The 18756-nt window shown below is 67.6% G+C and carries 21 protein-coding genes; 10 read left to right on the top strand and 11 right to left on the bottom strand.

The window, feature by feature from the left end:
• Positions 1 to 232 precede the first annotated feature (232 nt).
• Genes AC1D2E_RS30105 through AC1D2E_RS30090 form a run of 4 tightly spaced genes read right to left on the bottom strand, consistent with a single transcriptional unit; the run spans position 233 to position 2413 of the window.
• Positions 233 to 403, bottom strand: a complete 171-nt coding sequence (locus AC1D2E_RS30105; RefSeq protein WP_286371840.1) for a hypothetical protein — start codon at positions 401 to 403, stop codon at positions 233 to 235.
• Positions 404 to 438: 35 nt separating this feature from the next.
• Positions 439 to 1836, bottom strand: a complete 1398-nt coding sequence (dbpA, locus tag AC1D2E_RS30100; protein ID WP_478200794.1) for an ATP-dependent RNA helicase DbpA — start codon at positions 1834 to 1836, stop codon at positions 439 to 441.
• An 8-nt stretch (positions 1837 to 1844) separates the two neighbouring features.
• Positions 1845 to 2111: a translation initiation factor IF-1 gene (infA, locus tag AC1D2E_RS30095; protein ID WP_286371838.1), complete on the bottom strand. Its 267-nt coding sequence runs from the start codon at positions 2109 to 2111 to the stop codon at positions 1845 to 1847.
• Positions 2112 to 2164: 53 nt separating this feature from the next.
• Positions 2165 to 2413: a hypothetical protein gene (locus AC1D2E_RS30090; RefSeq protein ID WP_478200793.1), complete on the bottom strand. Its 249-nt coding sequence runs from the start codon at positions 2411 to 2413 to the stop codon at positions 2165 to 2167.
• A gap of 425 nt (positions 2414 to 2838) precedes the next feature.
• Here AC1D2E_RS30090 and AC1D2E_RS30085 point away from each other — a divergent pair, with 425 nt between their 5' ends.
• Positions 2839 to 3927, top strand: a complete 1089-nt coding sequence (locus AC1D2E_RS30085; RefSeq protein WP_478200792.1) for a S1C family serine protease — start codon at positions 2839 to 2841, stop codon at positions 3925 to 3927.
• A gap of 38 nt (positions 3928 to 3965) precedes the next feature.
• Here the strand turns inward: AC1D2E_RS30085 and AC1D2E_RS30080 are convergent, their stop codons facing one another.
• A complete protein-coding gene (locus tag AC1D2E_RS30080) occupies positions 3966 to 5021 on the bottom strand; it encodes a sugar phosphate isomerase/epimerase family protein (protein WP_478200791.1) in 1056 nt (351 codons plus the stop codon).
• A 152-nt stretch (positions 5022 to 5173) separates the two neighbouring features.
• On the opposite strand from AC1D2E_RS30080, the gene AC1D2E_RS30075 reads away from it, so the two are divergent.
• Complete coding sequence (locus AC1D2E_RS30075; RefSeq protein ID WP_478200790.1) at positions 5174 to 6055, top strand: gamma-glutamyl-gamma-aminobutyrate hydrolase family protein; 882 nt, start codon at positions 5174 to 5176, stop codon at positions 6053 to 6055.
• Positions 6056 to 6080: 25 nt separating this feature from the next.
• Here the strand turns inward: AC1D2E_RS30075 and AC1D2E_RS30070 are convergent, their stop codons facing one another.
• Genes AC1D2E_RS30070 through AC1D2E_RS30060 form a run of 3 tightly spaced genes read right to left on the bottom strand, consistent with a single transcriptional unit; the run spans position 6081 to position 10733 of the window.
• The gene (locus AC1D2E_RS30070) at positions 6081 to 7568 is read right to left on the bottom strand and encodes an amidohydrolase family protein (RefSeq protein WP_478200789.1); all 1488 of its coding nucleotides are present in this window, start codon (positions 7566 to 7568) and stop codon (positions 6081 to 6083) included.
• Positions 7568 to 7735: a hypothetical protein gene (locus tag AC1D2E_RS30065; protein ID WP_478171366.1), complete on the bottom strand. Its 168-nt coding sequence runs from the start codon at positions 7733 to 7735 to the stop codon at positions 7568 to 7570. Before AC1D2E_RS30065 ends, AC1D2E_RS30070 begins: the two co-directional genes overlap by 1 nt.
• A 10-nt stretch (positions 7736 to 7745) precedes the next feature.
• Positions 7746 to 10733: a DNA topoisomerase III gene (locus AC1D2E_RS30060; RefSeq protein ID WP_478200788.1), complete on the bottom strand. Its 2988-nt coding sequence runs from the start codon at positions 10731 to 10733 to the stop codon at positions 7746 to 7748.
• Between the two features lie 252 nt (positions 10734 to 10985).
• Here AC1D2E_RS30060 and AC1D2E_RS30055 point away from each other — a divergent pair, with 252 nt between their 5' ends.
• The 5 genes from AC1D2E_RS30055 (at position 10986) to AC1D2E_RS30035 (ending at position 13341) form a co-directional block, all read left to right on the top strand.
• Entirely contained in the window at positions 10986 to 11585 is a 600-nt protein-coding gene (locus tag AC1D2E_RS30055) for an SET domain-containing protein (RefSeq protein ID WP_478171368.1), read from the top strand.
• A 5-nt stretch (positions 11586 to 11590) separates the two neighbouring features.
• Positions 11591 to 12388: a biotin--[acetyl-CoA-carboxylase] ligase gene (locus AC1D2E_RS30050; protein ID WP_478200787.1), complete on the top strand. Its 798-nt coding sequence runs from the start codon at positions 11591 to 11593 to the stop codon at positions 12386 to 12388.
• The gene (locus AC1D2E_RS30045; RefSeq protein ID WP_478110376.1) at positions 12385 to 12573 is read left to right on the top strand and encodes a sporulation protein; all 189 of its coding nucleotides are present in this window, start codon (positions 12385 to 12387) and stop codon (positions 12571 to 12573) included. The genes AC1D2E_RS30050 and AC1D2E_RS30045 overlap by 4 nt, the downstream gene beginning before the upstream one ends.
• Positions 12574 to 12665: 92 nt before the next feature.
• Positions 12666 to 12923: a type II toxin-antitoxin system Phd/YefM family antitoxin gene (locus AC1D2E_RS30040; protein WP_478171371.1), complete on the top strand. Its 258-nt coding sequence runs from the start codon at positions 12666 to 12668 to the stop codon at positions 12921 to 12923.
• A gap of 1 nt (position 12924) precedes the next feature.
• On the top strand, positions 12925 to 13341 hold the full coding sequence (locus AC1D2E_RS30035) for a PIN domain-containing protein (RefSeq protein ID WP_478200786.1): 417 nt from the start codon (positions 12925 to 12927) through the stop codon (positions 13339 to 13341).
• Positions 13342 to 13372: 31 nt separating this feature from the next.
• Here the strand turns inward: AC1D2E_RS30035 and AC1D2E_RS30030 are convergent, their stop codons facing one another.
• The 3 genes from AC1D2E_RS30030 to AC1D2E_RS30020 all read right to left on the bottom strand — a co-directional run bounded on the left by AC1D2E_RS30030 (position 13373) and on the right by AC1D2E_RS30020 (position 16209).
• Positions 13373 to 14845, bottom strand: a complete 1473-nt coding sequence (locus AC1D2E_RS30030) for a sensor histidine kinase N-terminal domain-containing protein (protein WP_478200785.1) — start codon at positions 14843 to 14845, stop codon at positions 13373 to 13375.
• Between the two features lie 189 nt (positions 14846 to 15034).
• The gene (locus tag AC1D2E_RS30025) at positions 15035 to 15709 is read right to left on the bottom strand and encodes a response regulator (protein ID WP_478171374.1); all 675 of its coding nucleotides are present in this window, start codon (positions 15707 to 15709) and stop codon (positions 15035 to 15037) included.
• 29 nt (positions 15710 to 15738) lie between these two features.
• Entirely contained in the window at positions 15739 to 16209 is a 471-nt protein-coding gene (locus AC1D2E_RS30020) for a MarR family winged helix-turn-helix transcriptional regulator (RefSeq protein ID WP_478200784.1), read from the bottom strand.
• Positions 16210 to 16354: 145 nt separating this feature from the next.
• Here AC1D2E_RS30020 and recA point away from each other — a divergent pair, with 145 nt between their 5' ends.
• The 3 genes from recA to AC1D2E_RS30005 all read left to right on the top strand — a co-directional run.
• Positions 16355 to 17461: a recombinase RecA gene (gene recA / locus AC1D2E_RS30015; protein WP_478200783.1), complete on the top strand. Its 1107-nt coding sequence runs from the start codon at positions 16355 to 16357 to the stop codon at positions 17459 to 17461.
• Between the two features lie 10 nt (positions 17462 to 17471).
• Positions 17472 to 17921: a recombination regulator RecX gene (gene recX, locus AC1D2E_RS30010; RefSeq protein WP_478200782.1), complete on the top strand. Its 450-nt coding sequence runs from the start codon at positions 17472 to 17474 to the stop codon at positions 17919 to 17921.
• Positions 17922 to 18181: 260 nt separating this feature from the next.
• Positions 18182 to 18756 (top strand): M35 family metallo-endopeptidase (locus AC1D2E_RS30005; protein WP_478200781.1); only part of this gene is annotated, 575 nt, incomplete at its 3' end.

The following is an 18756-nucleotide window of genomic DNA, read 5'->3' as shown; positions in this document are numbered from 1 at the left end:
TGCTGCACCAGGTGGCAGGCCAGGTCCTCGCAAACCTCGTAGCGTGCGCGCACGGTCGCGATCGGCTCGCTGAGGCGCTGCCTGGCGTCGGTGTAGACCGCGAAGAACGAGGGCGGGATGTCGATCTGGTAGTCGTCGGACATGGTGCTGGCGATGGATCCAATGAAAAACGCGCCCGGAGGCGCGTTTCGAGAGTGAATGCGCGGCGGGGCGCAGACGACTCGGCCGGCGATCAGCCGCCCTTCTTGGCCCGCTTGCCGGGGTTCTTCTTGCTGCGGGTCGCGGTGCCGCGCTCCAGGCTCACCTTTTGGCCGCCGCCCGACTTGGGGACGTTGTAGCCAGGTTGCGGAACGGGCTTGGGGGTGGCAATGCGGTCTGCCTCGGTGCGGATTTTCTTGGGCATGGAAAGCTCAGGTGATAAGAAATCGAAGGACGTAATTAAGCCACATCGTCGAGCAGCCGCACTTTGACGGTCTTGCCCTTGACGCGGCCGGTGGAAAGTCGGTGCGCAGCCTCGCGCGCGATGCGCCGGTCGACTGCCACATAGGTGGAGAACTCGTTGACGTTGATCTTGCCGACCTGGTCGCGTGTGAAGCCGGCTTCGCCGGTGAGCGCGCCCAGCACGTCGCCGGCGCGGATCTTCTCCTTGCGGCCGCCGACGATCTGCAGCGTGGCCATCGGCGGCTGCAGCGGTCCGCCGGCATCGGCGCTGAGCTCGGCCAGCGGATGCCATTCGGATTCGCGGCCCTGCAGCTGCTCGATCTTGCCGACGCTGCCCATCTCGTCCAAGCTGGCGAGGTTCAGCGCCAGGCCTTGCGCCTCGCCGCGGCCGGTGCGGCCGATGCGGTGGATGTGGACTTCGGCGTCGGGCGTGACGTCGACGTTGATGACCGCCTCGWGGTCGGCGATGTCGAGGCCGCGCGCGGCCACGTCGGTCGCCACCAGCACCGAGCAGCTGCGGTTGGCGAACTGCACCAGCACCTGGTCGCGCTCGCGCTGCTCGAGCTCGCCGAACAGGGCCAGCGCGCTGAAGCCCTGGGCCTGCAGCACCTGGACCAGGTCGCGGCACTGCTGCTTGGTGTTGCAGAAGGCCAGCGAGCTTTGCGGCCGGAAGTGGTTCAGCAGCAGGCTCACGGCATGCAGGCGCTCGGTGTTCTTCACCTGGTACCAGCGCTGGCGGATCTTGCCTTCCTCGTGCTGGGCCTGCACCGTGATCTGCTGCGGGCTCTTCATGAACTGGGCCGCGAGCTTCTGGATGCCTTCGGGGTAGGTGGCCGAGAACAGCAGCGTCTGGCGCTCCTTCGGGCACTGCCGGGCGACCTTCACGATGTCCTCGAAGAAGCCCATGTCGAGCATCCGGTCGGCTTCGTCGAGCACCAGCGTATTGAGCGCTTCGAGGTTCAGGCTGCCGCGATCGAGGTGGTCCATGATGCGGCCCGGCGTGCCGACGACCACGTGGGCGCCGTGCTCCAGGCTGGCCAGCTGGCCGCGCAGCGCGACGCCGCCGCAGAGCGTCACCACCTTGATGTTTTCCTCGGCCCGGGCCAGGCGGCGGATTTCCGTCGTCACCTGGTCGGCGAGCTCGCGCGTCGGGCACAGCACCATGGCCTGCACCGCGAAGCGCCGCGGATTGAGGTTGGCCAGCAGCGCCAGCGCGAAGGCGGCGGTCTTGCCGCTGCCGGTCTTGGCTTGCGCGATCAGGTCCTTGCCGAGCAGCGCCACCGGCAGGCTGGCGGCCTGGATCGGCGTCATCTGCAGGTAGCCGAGCTGCGTCAGGTTCGCGAGCGCCTGCGGCGACAGCGGCAGCGTGGCGAAGTCGGTGGCGGGACCTGTCACGGAGCGGGTCAGCGACGCTGCGAGTTGTTGCCGCCGACCGGCGGGGGACCGCGACGTTCCAGGTGGCGGAACGTGATGCGGCCCTTGGTCAGGTCGTAGGGCGACAGCTCGAGCGACACCTTGTCGCCGGCCAGGATGCGGATGTGGTGCTTGCGCATCTTGCCGCCGCTGTAGGCGATCAACTGGTGGCCGTTGTCGAGGGTGACGCGGTAGCGGGAGTCAGGCAGCACTTCGGTCACTGCGCCGTTCATTTCGATCAGTTCTTCCTTGGGCATGAATTACCTTTTGAATGGGTTGTCGTAATTGGATAGGAAATGGGTGTGCCGAATCAAGCAGCGAAAGGCGTAGGCGTTGCGCTGCGTTCGCGAATCCAGCCCAGACCCTGGTCGATCGCGTAGCGGACCGCCGAGGCGTGGCTGGCGAAACGAGGCGTGAACCGCATCACGCGGTCGTGCGTGCCGCTGCCGCGGCCGGATCGGATCGAGACCGATGCCGCGAAGCGGCCGTCGTCCAGGTCCTTGATGAGCGGCGAGACAAGGTACTTGCCCACTGCGATGCTGTGTTGAATGATGTCCATCGAAAGCCTTGGCACCCCGCGACGCCGCGGAATGCTGAAATTGAATTTGAATAAAACGAGCGCAGGCCGGCCGGATATGGCGCCCACCGGAGCGGACAGCGCGCTGTTCGCTTCAACAAAGTACGAAGGCAGTGGTGGCAAATCTTGGGCGCCCGGTCTGGCGCTCCAACACACTGTGGGTGCAGGCTTGAAATGAAGGGCCCGGAATATCCAGGCCAGCCGGCAAATGACGAAAGTGCTTCGTCGTTAAATCGAAACGAACCCCGGATTGTATCCGATCTGGCATGACAGTTGCTATTTCGGTTTTGTGACAGCCGGGCAGGCGCGTGCCGGCGCCCGGGCGGGCGTTCGGTCGGTCGGCCGCGCTTGCGGGCCTTGCGCTTGCGGCGCACCATCACGGAACCACCGTTCCAAGGAGCGCTGCCATGCACACCCACCCCTTCGCCCTGCGGTCGATGCGCTTGTTCCGGCGTCTGCGTGCCGCGTGGGCGGGCGTCCTGCTCGCCGCGCTGGCGCTGTCCCCCGCGGCGCAGGCGGCGCGCTTCGCCACCTCCGTCGCGCCGGCCGACGTCGCCCGGGCCGATGCGCAGGTGCAGGCGCTCCAGCGGGCCGGCGACGCGGTCGTTGCGCTGCAGGTCATGGCCACCGAGGGCGCCACTTCCGTCGAGAACCTGGGGCGGCAGCGCACCGGGTCGGGGGTGGTGATCGGGCCCGATGGGCTGATCCTCACGATCGGCTACCTGCTGCTGGAGGCCGAGACCATCGAGGTGCTCACCCAGGACGACCGCCGGCTGCCGGCGCGGCAGGTGGCTTACGACCTGGCGACCGGATTCGCACTGGTGCGCCCGCTCGTTCCGCTGCCCGGCATCGAGCCGGTGCCGCTGGCCGGCGTGGCGGCCTTGCAGCCGGGCGAGCCCCTGCTGGCGGCTGTCGGCGGCAGCGGCGGCACCGAGGTGGCGTTTACGCGCCTGGTGGCGACGCGGCCGTTCTCGGGCAACTGGGAGTACCACATCGACGTCGCCCTCTTCACCAGTCCGCCGATCGCCAACCACAGCGGCGCCTCGCTGTTCAACCGCAACGGCGAACTGCTCGGCATCGGCAGCCTGCTGGTGCGTGAAGCGGGCGGTCCGAACCGCAGCCAGCCGGGCAACATGTTCGTGCCGGTCGAGCTGCTGCGCCCGGTGCTGGCCGAGATGCAGTCCACCGGGCGCACCCGGGCGAGCGTGCGGCCCTGGCTGGGCCTGTCGTCCTTCGAGCGCGACGGCCACGTGCAGGTCGTGCGGGTCGACCGCTGGGGCCCGGCGCTCGAGGCCGGGCTGCAGCCCGGCGACGTGGTGCTGGCCATCGACGGCGTCGAGGTCCATACGCTGGAGGCCTTCTACAAGAAGCTCTGGCAGCGCCCGGCGGCCGATGCCGAGATTGAACTCACGGTGCGGCAGGGCCTCGAGGTGCGCAGGATCAAGGTCCATGCGATCGACCGCATGCAGACGCTGCGCAAGCCCGAGGGCATCTAGCGAGCGGGGTGTCGCTGTCCAGCGCCGGGCCGCGCTGTTCAGCCGATCCCGAGCATCCTTCGGTTGGCGGCGCTGTCGACGCCGCCGCCTGCGAAGTCATCGAATGCGCGGTCGGCCACGCGGATGATGTGGCGGGCGATGAACTCGGCGCCTTCGCGGGCGCCGTCTTCCGGGTGCTTCAGGCAGCACTCCCATTCGAGCACCGCCCAGCCCGGGAAGTCGCAGGCCGCCATCTTCGAGAAGATGGCGCCGAAGTCGACCTGGCCATCGCCGAGCGAGCGGAAGCGTCCGGCGCGGTCGATCCACGACTGGAAGCCGCCGTAGACGCCCTGCTTGCCGGTCGGATTGAACTCGGCATCCTTCACGTGGAAGATCTTGATCCGCGCGTGGTAGTGGTCGATGTAGGCCAGGTAGTCGAGCTGCTGCAGCACGAAATGGCTCGGGTCGTACAGCAGGCACGCGCGGGGATGGTTGCCGACGCGCTCGAGGAACATCTCGTRGCTCACGCCGTCGTGCAGGTCTTCGCCCGGATGGATCTCGTAGCAGACGTCGACGCCGGCCTCGTCGAAGCGGTCGAGGATCGGCTTCCAGCGCCGCGCCAGTTCGTCGAAGGCCTCCTCGATCAGGCCGGCCGGGCGCGGCGGCCAGGAATAGAGGTAGGGCCAGGCCAGCGCGCCGGAGAAGGTCGCGTGGGCCGTCAGGCCGAGGTGGGCCGATGCCTGTGCGGCGAAGTGCAGCTGCTGCACCGCCCATTGCTGCCGCCTGGCCGGGTCGCCGCGCACCTCGGGTGCGGCGAAGCCGTCGAAGCCGGCGTCATAGGCCGGATGCACGGCCACCAGCTGGCCCTGGAGGTGCGTCGACAGCTCGGTGATCTCGAGGCCGTGACTGGCCAGCGTGCCCTTCACCTCGTCGCAGTAGGTCTTGCTCTCGGCCGCTTTCCGGAGGTCGAAGATGCGCGCGTCCCAGCTCGGTATCTGCACGCCCTTGTAGCCCAGGCCCGCGGCCCAGCCGGCGATCGCGTCGAGGGAGTTGAAAGGCGCTGCGTCGCCCGCGAACTGGGCCAGGAAGATGGCGGGCCCCTGGATGGTCTTCATCGACTGTCTCCTGCGTTGGGTCGCGATGATGATGCCACCGCGCGAGCCGTCCGATGTCGCGCCGCGGCCACGAGCCGTGCACGAAAGCTCGGATCGTTTCAGAATGAACGCCATGTCAACAGTGCGGTGCGCCCGCGCGTTGCCCCTATGAGATGAATCAAACCGTTTCCGGTCGCCTGAAGATCGGCCTGTCGGCCTGCTTTTCCCACGCCGACCCCGGGCGCTCGCTGTTCACCAACAAGACCCTGCAGTACGTGGAGCAATCGATCGCGCACTGGCTGATGTCGGCCGGCGCGATGGTGGTGATGGTGCCCTGCCCGACCGGCGAGACCGCGCGCGGCGACACCAAGCTGTCGCACTATGCCGAGTGGCTCGACGGCGTCGTGATGCACGGCGGCGCCGATGTCTGGCCCGGCAGCTACGGCGAGGTCCCGCTCAAGGACGCCTGGATCGGCGACCGCATCCGCGACCTCTACGACCTGGCCCTGGTCGAGGCCTTCGAGCAGGCCGGCAAGCCGATCTTCGGGGTCTGCCGCGGCCTCCAGCTGATCAACGTGGCCTTCGGCGGTACCCTCTACCAGGACATCGAGGCGCAGCACCCGAACGGCCTGCGGCACCGCGACGCCGAGGCCTACGACCAGAACTTCCACGAAATCAGCATCACGCCCGGGTCGAGGCTCTCGAAGCTCTACCCCGGGATGGAACGCGCGCGCGTCAACAGCATCCACCACCAGGGTGTGAAGGACCTCGCGCCCGGCTTCGAGGTCGATGCCTGGAGCATCCCCGACCGCATCCCCGAGGCCATCCGCCGCAAGGCCGACCGCGGCCGCAGCTACATCGCCGCCACCCAGTGGCATCCGGAGTTCCACACCTACGGCGCCACCGACACGGTCGACGACACGGCGATCCTGCAGGACTTTCTCTGGGCCTGCGCGACCGCCAAGGTCAGCCCGAAGGGGCCGTTGCGCAGCGCGCCGGGCCGCATCCGCAACCGTGCGGCACGGCTGCTGCGGCAGGCGCTGCTGAGGCGTTGAAGCGGACTCCGGCGCGCCGATCCGGTCAGCAGCAGCCGAAGCGCCCTTCGCGATAGAAGGGCGCCAGGTCCTCGGCCAGTGCCCGTGCCGTGGCCAGCCAGGCGGCCGGCGCGCCGTCCGAGGCCAGCGCGGCGCGCATGCGGGCCAGCAACTCGGCGTTCAGGGCTGCCTCGTCGATGCCCTGCACGCGGCCGCCGTCGACCACCCGCCGGCCACCGACGAACACCTGAGCGACGTGCGCGCCCTTTGCACGGGCGAGCAGCAAGTCCAGCGGGTCGATGCCCGGGAACAGGCTGTCATTGTCCAGCGCGTCCCAGTCCAGCACGATCAGGTCGGCGGGCTCGCCGGTCGCGATGCGGCCGCCACGGGCGTCGCCACCGCGCACCGCGCGCGGCCCGTGGCGTGCCGCGAAGTCCCACAGCTGGCCGCGCGTCATCGTCGTGTCGAAGCCCCAGCCGCGGTGCAGCGCATGGGCCAGCCGCATCTCGCGCAGTGCATCGTCGTCGTCGTCGAGGGCGCCGCCGTCGAGGCCCATCGCGATGCGGCAGCCCCGCTTCAGCATTTCGGGCACCGGCGCGATGCCGGACTTCAGGCCGAGGTTGGAGCTGGTGTTGACCGCGAGGGTCACGCCTCTTTCGGCGAGCAAGGCCAGCTCGCCGGGACGCGCCCAGGCGCAATGCGCGAGCGTGAGCCTGGGACTCAGCAGGCCGATGTCGTCGAGAAAGCGAACGATGCCGTCGGGATGCTCCGCGTCAGCCCATTGGCGCTGGTAGCGCGTCTCCAGGCAATGCATGTGAACCGGCCGCCCCGTGTCGGCCGACGCCCGGGCGATCGCCTCGAGCAGCGGCGTGCTGCACCACTGGACCGCGGTCGGGCCGTACTGCACCGTGACGTGCGCTTCCAGGCCGGCCTCGCGCACGCTGTCGGCGACCTCGTCGACCTGCGCCAGCTGCTGTGCCGGCGATACCGGCCTGGCCGACAGCCGGCCGGCGACCGCATCGCGAATCCCCGGCCGCAGCGCCTTCAGCACCTGTGCATCCTCGCAGTAGCCGATGCCCTGGCGGTCGCGCATCGCGATCGCGAAGCCGATGCGCACGCCGACGTCGCGCGCCGCGCGGGCCACGGCGAGCGCCTCATCGGCATAGCCCATGCCGCCCTGCACGCGCGTGTAGTGGACCATCAGGTTGGCGACGCCGTGCCGCACCGATCGCGCGAAAGAGGTCGCCGCGCACAGGTACGGGTCCATGCCCGGCAGCACGCCCTGGAACGGCAGCCAGCTTTCGAGCGGGTGGCCGTAGGCGCCGAGGGTCGCGGTGCGGAAGGTGCGCGCGTGGTCGTGCGCGTTTGACAGCGCGGGCAAGGCCAGACGGCGCGGCCCCGGCACGGCCCGGTCGAGCGGCGTGACGGCCGCGATGCGATCGCCGTGGATCGCGATCCGGACGTCCGCCTGCGCGGGCTCGACGCCGGGGTCGGGCAGCAGCCAGGCGCAGTCCAGCGCGCCGGCGCCCGGCATCACTTGCTCTGGTTGCGGACGTTGCTGACGCCGGCGTCTATCGTGCCGAACACGGTGATGCCGCTGCCGCCCGTGGCGCCGGCGCCGCTGCTGCCGGAAGCGCCGCCCGAGGCGCAGCCTGCCAGGCAGAGCGTGGCGACGAACGCCGCCGCAAGAAGTGTCTTCATGCGAATCCCTTCATGCACTCAGGTGCTTGCCGACGATGCCGGCCAGTTCGAACATCGTCACCTGGTCCTTGCCGAACACCGGCTTCAGCTTGGCGTCGGCATTGATGGCGCGCTTGTTCGCCGCGTCCTGCAGGCCGTTGGCCTTGATGTAGTCCCACAGCTTCTTGATGACCTCGGTGCGCGCCACCGGTTCGGCGCCGATCACCGCGGCCAGYGCRACGCTGGGCTTGAGCCCCGCGCCCGCCTTGCGCGGCGCTTTGGGCGCGGCGGCCTTCTTGGCGGCCGGCTTCTTCGCCGCCGGAGCCTTCGCCGCCGCCTTCTTCGCGGCGGCCGGTGCTGCTTTGGCAAAGGTCTTGCGCGGCGGGAACTTGCTGGTCCGCGGCTCGAACTCGAAAGTCACCTTGCCCTCGTCCTTGTTCCAGGCCAGGAAGGCCTTGAAGGCACGGCGCGTGCGCATCGAGACGAACTTGTCGAGCAGGTCGGTCTTGCCGGTGGCCAGCAGCTTTTCGATCTGGGCCCGTTCGATCGGCTGCTGCAGGATGATCTTGCCGGTCTTGAAGGTGCAGCTCGGCGTCGGCTGCGTGGTGGTCGGCACCGACTTCTCGCAAACATAGTTGCTGCCGTGCTCGAACACCGGCGCGCCGCAGACCGGGCACGGGCCCACGGTGTCCTGCTGGCTGAAGTCGACGATCTCGCCGGTGTCGGCGTTCTTGTCGTCGCCGAAGTCGAACTCCAGTTTCCAGTTCTTCGCTTCCTCGTCGAACTTCAGGATGATCTCGGAGGTAAAGGGCCAGCCGGCCTTCGAGCGGAAGCCCTCCAGCGGGCCGATGTGCTTGTCGTGCAGCAGCGCCTCGGCCTCGGCCACCTCGAAGGTGCGGCCGGCCGGCGACTTGCCGAAGGAGAAGCCGCAGGGCTCGCTGCCGGCTTGGCCGGCGGCGTCCTGTGCACGCCGAAGGGCGTCGGCGCTTGCGCCAGCGCCCGCCTTGCCGGTGCAGCTGTAGCGCCGGTAGTTCTCCTTCACCACGCCGCCGCAGTTCGGGCACGGCGTCGCCAATGTCGCGTAGTCGCCCGGCACCGTGTCGCGGTCGTACTCCTTCGCCTTGCGCACGATGTGCTCGGTCATTTCGGCGATCTCGGCCATGAAGGCCGCGCGGCTGAGCTTGCCGTGCTCCATCTGCGCCAGCTTGTATTCCCACTCGCCGGTCAGCTCGGCCTTGGACAGTTCCTCGACGCCGAGCCCGCGCAGCAGCGTCATCAGCTGGAAGGCCTTGGCCGTCGGGATCAGCTCGCGACCTTCGCGCAGCATGTACTTCTCGGCCAGGAGCCCTTCGATGATCGCCGCCCGCGTGGCGGGCGTGCCCAGGCCCTTCTCCTGCATGGCCTCGCGCAGTTCGTCGTCGTCGATGGTCTTGCCCGCGCCTTCCATGGCGCCCAGCAGCGTGGCTTCGGAATAGCGCGCAGGCGGCCGGGTCTTCAGGCCCTTGAGGTCGACCGCTTCGGCCTTCACCACTTCGCCGGGCTTGACCGGCACCAGGCGCTTGCCGTCCTTGTCGTCTTCCTTCTCGTCGTCCTCGGCTTCCTTGCCCCAGATCGCGAGCCAGCCGGCCTTGACGAGCACCTTGCCGTCGGTGCGGAACGGGTACTTCTTGCCGCCCTGCTCGACCGTGCTGATGCGCGTCGTGACCTGGTATTCGGCGCTCGGGAAGAACACCGACATGAAGCGCCGCACCACGAAGTCGTAGAGCTTCTGCTCGGCGTCCGACAGGCCGCTGGGGGCCTGCAAGGTCGGGATGATCGCGAAGTGATCGCTGACCTTGGCGTTGTCGAAGATGCGTTTCGACGGCTTCACGTAGTTGTTGTCGACCGCCTGCTGGGCGAAGGGCGCGAGGTGCTTCATGCCGCTGTTGGCCAGCATCTTCATGGTGTCCTTGACCACCGGCAGGTAGTCCTCGGGCAGCGCGCGCGAGTCGGTCCGCGGATAGGTCAGCGCCTTGTGGCGCTCGTAGAGGCTTTGCGCCAGCGCCAGGGTGGTCTTGGCGCTGAAGCCGAAGCGGCCGTTGGCCTCGCGCTGCAGCGAGGTCAGGTCGAACAGCAGCGGTGAGGCGCTGGTGGTGGGCTTGCTTTCTTCGGTGACGGTGGCCGGCTTGCCGCGGGCGGCATCGGCGATCTCGCGCGCCTCGCGCTCGTTCCAGACCCGGTCGGCGCGCTGCTCGGGGTCGGGCACGCCGTCGGGGCCGGGCGGCGGCTTCTTCCAGTTCGGGTCGAACCACTTGCCCGGGTAGCTGCCGGCTTCGGCCAGGAAGCTGCCGTGTACTTCCCAGTAGTCGCGGCTGACGAACTTGCGGATCTTTTCCTCGCGCTCGACCACCACCGACAGCGTCGGCGTCTGGACCCGGCCGACGGTGGTCAGGAAGAAGCCGCCGTCGCGCGAGTTGAAGGCGGTCATGGCGCGCGTGCCGTTGATGCCGACCAGCCAGTCGGCCTCGGAGCGCGAGCGTGCGGCGTCGGCCAGGCCCTGCATCTGCTGCTCGCTGCGCAACTGGTCGAAGCCGTCGCGGATCGCCTGCGGCGTCATCGACTGCAGCCACAGGCGCTTGACCGGCTTGCCCAGCGGCGCCTTGCCGCCGGCGTACTGCTCGATCAGGCGGAAGATCAGCTCGCCCTCGCGGCCCGCGTCGCAGGCGTTGACGAGTTGCGTCACGTCCTTGCGCTTCGCTTGCTTGACCACGGCGTTGAGCCGGGTCTTGGTCTTGTCGACCGGCTTCAGGTCGAAACGCGGCGGAATCACCGGCAGATTGGCGAAGCTCCACTTGCCGCGCTTGACGTCGAACTCCTCGGGCGCCTGGATCTCCACCAGGTGGCCGACGGCGCTGGTCACGACGTACGTGTCGTTCTCGAAATGCTCGTCGTGCTTGTCGAACTTGCCGGCCACCGGCGTGAGCGCACGCACGATGTCCTGGGCCACCGACGGCTTCTCTGCAATCACCAATGTTTTCATCAACCAATCCTATTCATTCTGTTCACCCGCACGCACCAGACCCGGTTGCCCGTCTCCCTTTCGCCGTTCACGCGAGGCGGGACGGGGCCACCAGGCCGCCGCCGGGCCGCCCCAAGGCGGCCTGCGGCCCCCTCGGGGGGCAGCGAACCACACGAAGTGGGGAGCGTGGGGGCCATCTCTTTACAATCTGGCGCTTCTCGCGTGCGTACGCGCACGCGCATGCGTACATATTCAAACTAACAGACTTCGGCGATGCCTTCCAAATCTCCCATTTCCGGCGGCCGCCGAATCCAGACGCGGCGCTCCAGCGTCCATGGCAACGGCGTCTTCGCCGTGCAGGATATTGCAGAAGGCGAGACGCTCATCGAGTACAAGGGCGAGGTCATCTCGTGGAAGGAAGCGCTGCGCCGGCACCCGCACGACCCGGCCCAGCCCAACCACACCTTCTACTTCCACATCGACGACGACCGCGTGATCGACGGCAACGTCGACGGCAATGCCGCGCGGTGGATCAATCACTCGTGCGATCCGAGCTGCGAGGCCGACGAGCAGGATGGCCGGATCTTCATCAAGGCCTTGCGCAACATCGCCGCCGGCGAGGAGTTGAGCTACGACTACGGCTTGATCATCGACGAGCCCTACACCGAGAAACTGTTGTCCGAGTTCCCCTGCTGGTGCGGCACCGCGGACTGCCGGGGCACGCTGCTGGCGCCGAAGGACGACGACGGCGGCGAAGTGAAAAAGAAGAAAAAGAAGAAGAGCAGCAAGAAGAACAAGAAGAAGGGCGAGAAGAAATCCGGCAAGAAGGCCGAGAAGAAAAGCGCCAGGGCCGAAAAGTCCGATAAGCGCTGAGCAGCATGGCCGCCCCCTGGTTCGAGGACGAGATCGCGCAGAGCCTGGCGCCGTTGCTGCCCGGCCTGCGGGTCGAGGTGGCGGCCGAGATCGACTCCACCAACAGCGAACTGATGCGCCGTGCGCGCGATGGCCACTGCACGCCGGTGCTGCTGGTGGCCGAGCGCCAGACGGCCGGCCGCGGCCGGATGGGCCGACACTGGGAGAGCGCGCAGGATGCCGGGGAGCCTGCTTCGCTGACCTTCTCGCTCGGCCTGTCGCTGGCGCCGCGGGACTGGTCCGGCCTGTCGCTGGCGGTCGGCGTCAGCGTGGCCGAGAGCCTGGACCCGTCCCAGGCCGCCGGCCTGATGCTGAAGTGGCCCAATGACCTGTGGAAGCAGGAGCGCAAGCTCGTCGGCATCCTGATCGAGACCGCCCTGCTCCAGCCGGACACCGCCGAGCGCTACCTGGTGATCGGGATCGGCATCAACATCGGGCCGCGCGAGGCCCAGGGCATGAACACGCCGCCGGCCTGGCTGAAGGAATGGCGTCCGGACGCGACGCCGGGCGAGGTGCTGCGCGACATCGCGGCGCCGCTGCTGCGCGACGTGCTGCTCTTCAACGAGAGCGGCTTCGTGCCCTTCGCGGCCCGCTTTGCTGCGCGCGACATTCTGCGCGGCCGCGACGTTCGGCTCAGCGACGGCACCGAAGGGCACTGCGAGGGCGTGGGCTGGGGCGGCGAACTGCTGGTGCGCACCGCCTCCGGCGTCCAGCTGATCAGCAGTTCCGAAGTCAGTGTTCGCCCTCAGGGCGTTTCGCGATGATGCTGCGCTGGGTCGTCGTCGCACTCCTGATCGCCAACCTGGGCTATTTCGTCTGGACCCGCGGCGGCCTCGCCCTCTTCGGCGCCGAGCCTGCCCGGTTCAGCGAGACCGAGCCGCAGCGCCTGCAGCAGCAGGTCCGGCCGGAGATGCTGCAGATCCGGCCGAACCCGCCGGCAAAGCCTTAGGCCTGCGCTGAGACCCCCAAGGATTGCGATAGATCCAACTTTGTCGCAACATACAAACAAATGCCGGTTCGACACTGGCGATGGGAGCGACAATGACCGTGCATACCTTTTCGAGCCGTGATTTCACGCGCGATGTCAGCGCGGCCAAGCGCGCGGCGGCCGAAGGGCCGGTGTTCATCACCGATCGCGGGCGGCCTGCCTACGCGCTGCTCAAGATCGAGGACTACTACCAGATGGCCAGCGAGAAGCCGCGCAGCCTGCTCGACCTCATGGACGCCGTTCCAGGCGGAGATTTCGACTTCGAGCCTCCCCGGCTGGCTGGCAGCGTGCAAGCCGCCAACCTCGAATGACATGTTTCTGCTCGACACGAATGTGATCTCGGAGTTGCGCCGTGGCAAACCCAAGCCTTCTGTGGCGGTGCGTCAATGGGCGGCGCGGCAGCCGGCCAATCGGCTCTACCTCTCGGCCATCACAGCGTTGGAACTCGAAATCGGCGTGCGCCGGATGGAACGCACGGACCCGGCGCAGGGCGTTGCGCTTCGGACCTGGTGCGAGGCGGTGCTGCGCAACTTCGACGGCCGCGTGCTGCCCTTCAACGGCTTGACGGCCCTTCATTGCGCCGGCCTGCACGTGCCCGATCCGAGGTCGTTCCGCGATTCGATGATTGCCGCCACGGCGCTGGAGCATGGCTTCAACGTGGTCACGCGCAATGTCGACGACTTCACGGCGACCGGGGTCGGTCTCATCGATCCGTGGACGCAGGCCTGACGCCTGCCGGCAGCCGAAGGTGTCGTGGTCGTCAGCCCTTCGAGCCCGCCTCGCGCGCGCGCCGTTCGCTCTCGCTGGCATCGATCCTCAGGCTCACCAGCGTCCCCGGCGGCTGCTGGCCGGGGTGCGCGTCCTCCAGCCGGACCGTCGCGAAGTGCTGGCGCGCGATCTCGCGCACGATCGGCAGGCCCAGTCCGGAGCCGTCGGCCTCGTTGCCGAGCACCCGGTAGAAGGGTTGGAACACCAGCTCGCGATCTTGCTCCGCGATGCCCGGGCCGTTGTCCTCGACCTGCAGCACCAGGACATGGCCGAAGGGATCGGCCAGCACCCGCGCCGTGATCACGCCGGGCCGATCGGGCACCGAGGGCGTGTAGTTGATCGCGTTGTCGACCAGGTTGCGCACCAGCTCCTTCAGCAGCGTCGGATTGCCTTCGAACACCACCCCGGGCGAGCCCGCCTCCGCGCCCTCGTAGCCCAGGTCGATGCGCTTGTCGATCGCCCGCGGCACGGCCTCGCGCACCACCTCGATCGTGAGCCGGGCCAGGTCGCAGGGCTGGCGTCCGATGTTGGCGCCGCTGCCCTCGGCGCGGGCCAGCGACAGCAGCTGGTTGACGGTGTGCGTGGCCCGCACGCTGGCGCGGCCGATCTGCTTGAGCGACTTCTTGAGTTCCTCGGCGTTGGCGCCTTCGCGCTGCGCCAGGTCGGCCTGCATGCGCAGGCCCGCCAGCGGCGTCTTGAGCTGATGCGCGGCATCGGCCAGAAAGCGCTTCTGGGTCCCGATCGAGTCGTTGAGCTTGCTCAGCAGGTCGTTGACCGACAGCACCAGCGGCACCACCTCGAGCGGCACGGAGGATTCGTCCAGCGGGCTCAGGTCGCCGGGCTTGCGTTCGCGGATCCGCGCCTCGACCACCGACAGCGGCTTGATGCCGCGCACCAGCGCCAGCCAGATCAGCAGCACCGCCAGCGGCAGGATCGCGAACTGCGGCAGCAGCACGCCCTTGATGATCTCGGTCGCCAGCACCGACTGCTTCTCGCGGGTCTCGGCCACCTGCAGCAGCGCCGGCGGCGCATCGGGCGTGCTGCCGGCGACCCAGAGCGAGGCGATGCGGACCTGCCGGCCATGCATCTGGCCGTTGCGCAGGTAGACCACGCCCGGCACCGGCGGGTCGTCCGTGCTGGGGAAAGGCACGTCGCGCTCGCCGCTCAGCAGCGTGCCCTGGCCGTCGAGCAGCTGGTAGTAGACCTGGTCGACTTCGTCGCTGCCGAGGATCTCGCGCGCCGGCTGCGGCAGCACGAACTTGATCCGGCCATTGTCCGTGTCGACCAGCCGGGCCAGCGTCTGGATATTGGATTCGAGGGCCCGGTCGAAGGGGGCATTGGCGATGCCCTGCGCCACCAGCCAGKTCACGCCGATGCTGACCGGCACCAGCAGCAGCAGCGGCGTGAGCATCCAGTCGAGGATTTCGCCGAAGAGAGAGCGCTGCGCGCGCTGAAAAAGTTTCACCCGGCTCGTCCGCAGGCTGTCTCAGTTTTCCACAACGCTATCGCATGATCTGCGACGCTTGAAACAAGCCGGCCCGCACAGCGAGGCCCGTTCGTGGAACACCGCGGAACCGGCTTTGCCGGGCCGCTGGTGTTGCCCCCTTGAGGGGGGAGGCGGCTACACGAAGTGAGCAAGCAACGGGGGTGGGCTTCATCCAGGGATCTTCTCGAGGCAGTAGCCGAGTCCGCGCACCGTCGCGATGCGCACCGGCCCCTTCTCGATCTTCTTGCGCAGCCGATGGATGTAGACCTCGATCGCGTTGAGGCTCACCTCCTCGCCCCATTCGCACAGGCGCTCGACCAGCTGGTCCTTGCTGACCAGGCGGCCGGCGCGCTGCAGCAGGACCTCGAGCAGGCCCAGTTCGCGGGCTGACAGCTCGATCATCTTGCCGTCGATGGTCGCCACCCGGCCCGCCTGGTCGTAGACCAGCGGGCCATGCTTGATCGCGTTGCTGGTGCCGCCCATGCCGCGCCGCGTGAGGGCCCGCACGCGGGCTTCGAGCTCCTGCAGCGAGAAGGGCTTGGCCATGTAGTCGTCTGCGCCGTAGTCCAGGCCCTTGACGCGCTCCTCGACACTGTCGGCCGCGGTCAGCACCAGCACCGGCAGCTGCGAGCCCCGGGCCCGCAGGCGCTTGAGGATCTCGAGGCCGTGCAGCTTGGGCAGGCCGAGGTCGAGGATCAGCAGGTCGAATTCGCTGTTGGTCATCAGCGCGGCATCGGCCTGCGAGCCGGTCGCCACGTGGTCGACCGCCGCGCCCGAGGTGCGCAGGCTGCGCAGCAGCGCGTCGGCCAGCACCTGGTCGTCTTCTGCAATGAGTATTCGCATGGTGCCTTGCCTCCAGACAACTTCGAATTCTAGGTCGCTAGATAGGCTTCGAGTCCGATGGTTACCACGGTGGCGATCTCGCTGCCGACGCTGGCGCGGAACTCGTCCTCGGCCTGCGTCACGGCGTTGCGGAAGGCCTCGAGCCAGGCCAGGCCGTCGGGGGTGAACAGCACCCGCCGCGCCCGCGCATCGAGCGGGTCGGGCCCGCGCGTGACCAGGCCCCAGGCTTCGCACTGGTCGACCAGCGGGCCCATTGCCTGCTTGCTCATGCCGGCGCGCTCGGCCAGCTCGGTCAGCCGCGAGCCTTCGCGCGCCAAGTGCCGCGTGATGTGGATGTGGGCGGCGCTCACCTGTGCGCGGGCGGCCAGGTTCGACAGCGCCAGCGGCACCTCGGGGTCGTGCGCCATCAGTGCCAGCACGCGCTCGTCGAAGCGGCGCATCGCGTGGCCCAGCAGGCGCCCCAGGTGGGTCTGGCGCCAGGCGTCGGAGGGGATTTTCATGCGGCCGAATAGTAAGGCAAACTGACCAAAAAATGGCGCCCTCGTTCTGTATCAGCCGCTACACTACTGTTCAAGCATCCAGCCTGTGGTTAAAAGCAGCAGGATGAATTTCCTGCAACCCGTTGATATTCAAGGAGTTTCCCAAATGGACGCACTCGTCAAAGGCACCAGCATCTCGGTCCCCAACAGCGAAAAGGCCAAGGCCCTGCAGGCCGCCCTGGCCCAGATCGAAAAGCAGTTCGGCAAGGGCACGATCATGCGGCTGGGCGAAGGCGAGGCGCTGGAAGACATCCAGGTGGTCTCCACCGGCTCGCTGGGCCTGGACATCGCGCTCGGCGTCGGCGGCTTGCCGCGCGGCCGGGTCATCGAGATCTACGGTCCTGAATCCTCCGGCAAGACCACGCTCACGCTGCAGGTCATCGCCGAGATGCAGCGCCAGGCCGGCACCTGCGCCTTCGTCGATGCCGAGCATGCGCTCGACGTCCAGTACGCCCAGAAGCTCGGCGTCAACCTGTCCGACCTGCTCATCAGCCAGCCCGATACCGGCGAGCAGGCGCTCGAGATCGTCGATTCGCTGGTGCGTTCCGGCGCGGTCGACCTGATCGTGGTCGACTCGGTCGCCGCGCTCACGCCCAAGGCCGAAATCGAAGGCGAGATGGGCGACTCGCTGCCCGGCCTGCAGGCCCGCCTGATGAGCCAGGCCCTGCGCAAGCTCACCGCCACCATCAAGAAGACCAACTGCATGGTCATCTTCATCAACCAGATCCGCATGAAGATCGGCGTCATGTTCGGCTCGCCCGAAACCACCACCGGCGGCAACGCGCTGAAGTTCTACGCCTCGGTGCGCCTGGACATCCGCCGCATCGGCACCATCAAGAAGGGCGACGAAGCCATCGGCAACGAGACCAAGGTCAAGGTGGTCAAGAACAAGGTGTCGCCGCCGTTCAAGACCGCCGAGTTCGACATCCTGTTCGGCGAGGGCATCAGCCGCGAGGGCGAGATCATCGACATGGGCGTCAACGCCAAGATCGTCGACAAGTCGGGCGCCTGGTATGCCTACAACGGCGAGAAGATCGGCCAGGGCCGCGACAACGCGCGCGAGTTCCTGCGCGAGAACCCCGATCTGTCGCGCGAGATCGAGAACAAGGTGCGCGAGTCGCTGGGCATTCCGCTGCTGGCCGAAGCGGTAGTGAACGCCGACGCTGCAGCGGTCGAGAAGGCCGACAAGGCCGAGAAGGCCGACAAGAAGTAATCCGCGCGCCATGGCCTTCAGTGCGCCGTCGCTCAAGGGGCGCGCCCTGCGCCTCCTGAGCCAGCGCGAGCATTCGCGCGCCGAACTCGAGCGCAAGCTCAAGAAGTACGAGGAAGAGCCCGGCACCCTGGCCGTCGCCCTCGACGAGCTGGCGGCCAAGGATTTCATCAGCGAGGCGAGGGTGGTGCAGTCGGTGCTGCACCAGCGCGCGTCCCGCATGGGCGCCGCCCGGGTCCGGCAAGAGCTGCTGCACAAGGGCATCGCCCCCGAGGCGGTGGCCGAAGCGGTGGCGGGACTGCAGGGCAGCGAACTCGAGCGTGCGAGAGAGGTCTGGCGCCGCCGTTTCGACGCCCTGCCGCAGGATGCGGCCGAGCGGGCCCGGCAGGTGCGGTTCTTGATGGCGCGGGGGTTTGCGGGGGGGGTGGTGGCGAAAGTGCTTCGGCGCGACTCCGACGAATAGCTCGCGGACGTTGAGCATCCAGGCGACTTGTCCATGGGAGTAGCTCCTGGCGCAGCGTCTCCAAGTCCGGCTACGTTTCCTTTTAGTCTTTTCGCTGTTTGCGAGCTTGGGTTCCAACACGGGTCGGCGCCGCGGCGCTCGCGGCGTTTCAACTGTTTATGGAAACGGTCGAATAGCCCGGCGGAAATCTCTCTCCGTGGATTCTGAATGCCGATCGCATCTGAATCCTGATAGCGTCCCCTTTCAACCAAGGGGGCGCCGTGTCCGAAATCGCCGAGGAAATGAAAACGTACCTGACATTGGTCGAGCAGAAGGACTTTTGCCGCAACATGTCTGAAACAGTCGCCATCGCCAAGATGCATGTATCCATACGGTACGAAGCAATTCTGAGATGGGATCTTCAAGAGCAAACCCGCTTCGAAAAGTGGTTTGGGTCCGTGGAAGGAATGGGCCCTTTCCGGATCGAGCAAGGGCTGTGGAGGATGAAGGGCGTCTTGAGCATGCTCAAGTGCGGCGACTTTCTGCCGAGAACAGCGTCCGTTGCAGAGACATTGGGTTGTGTTGTCGATGAGAGCGATTCAGGCGTGGTGGCTGCGGTCTGTCAGGTTCCGGGCCTTCACAAGATCATGATTTCGCGTGCTTTTCYCGGCTTGAGGAAGAGTTCCTCGTCCATGGATTCAAGGGCTTCGACACTGATTCATGAGCTTGCCCACATGCCCGATGTCCTCCATACGAAGGCAGCGGGAGAGGTTTACTTTTTTCATCGCGCGCTCATGCTGGCTCGTATGTCGCCGCAGGATGCCTTGCGAAACAGCGACAACGTCGCGGGCTATGT

The sequence above is a fragment of the Variovorax sp. P1_H2 genome, from assembly GCF_056405295.1.
This window is presented reverse-complemented; position numbering and strand designations above follow the sequence as displayed.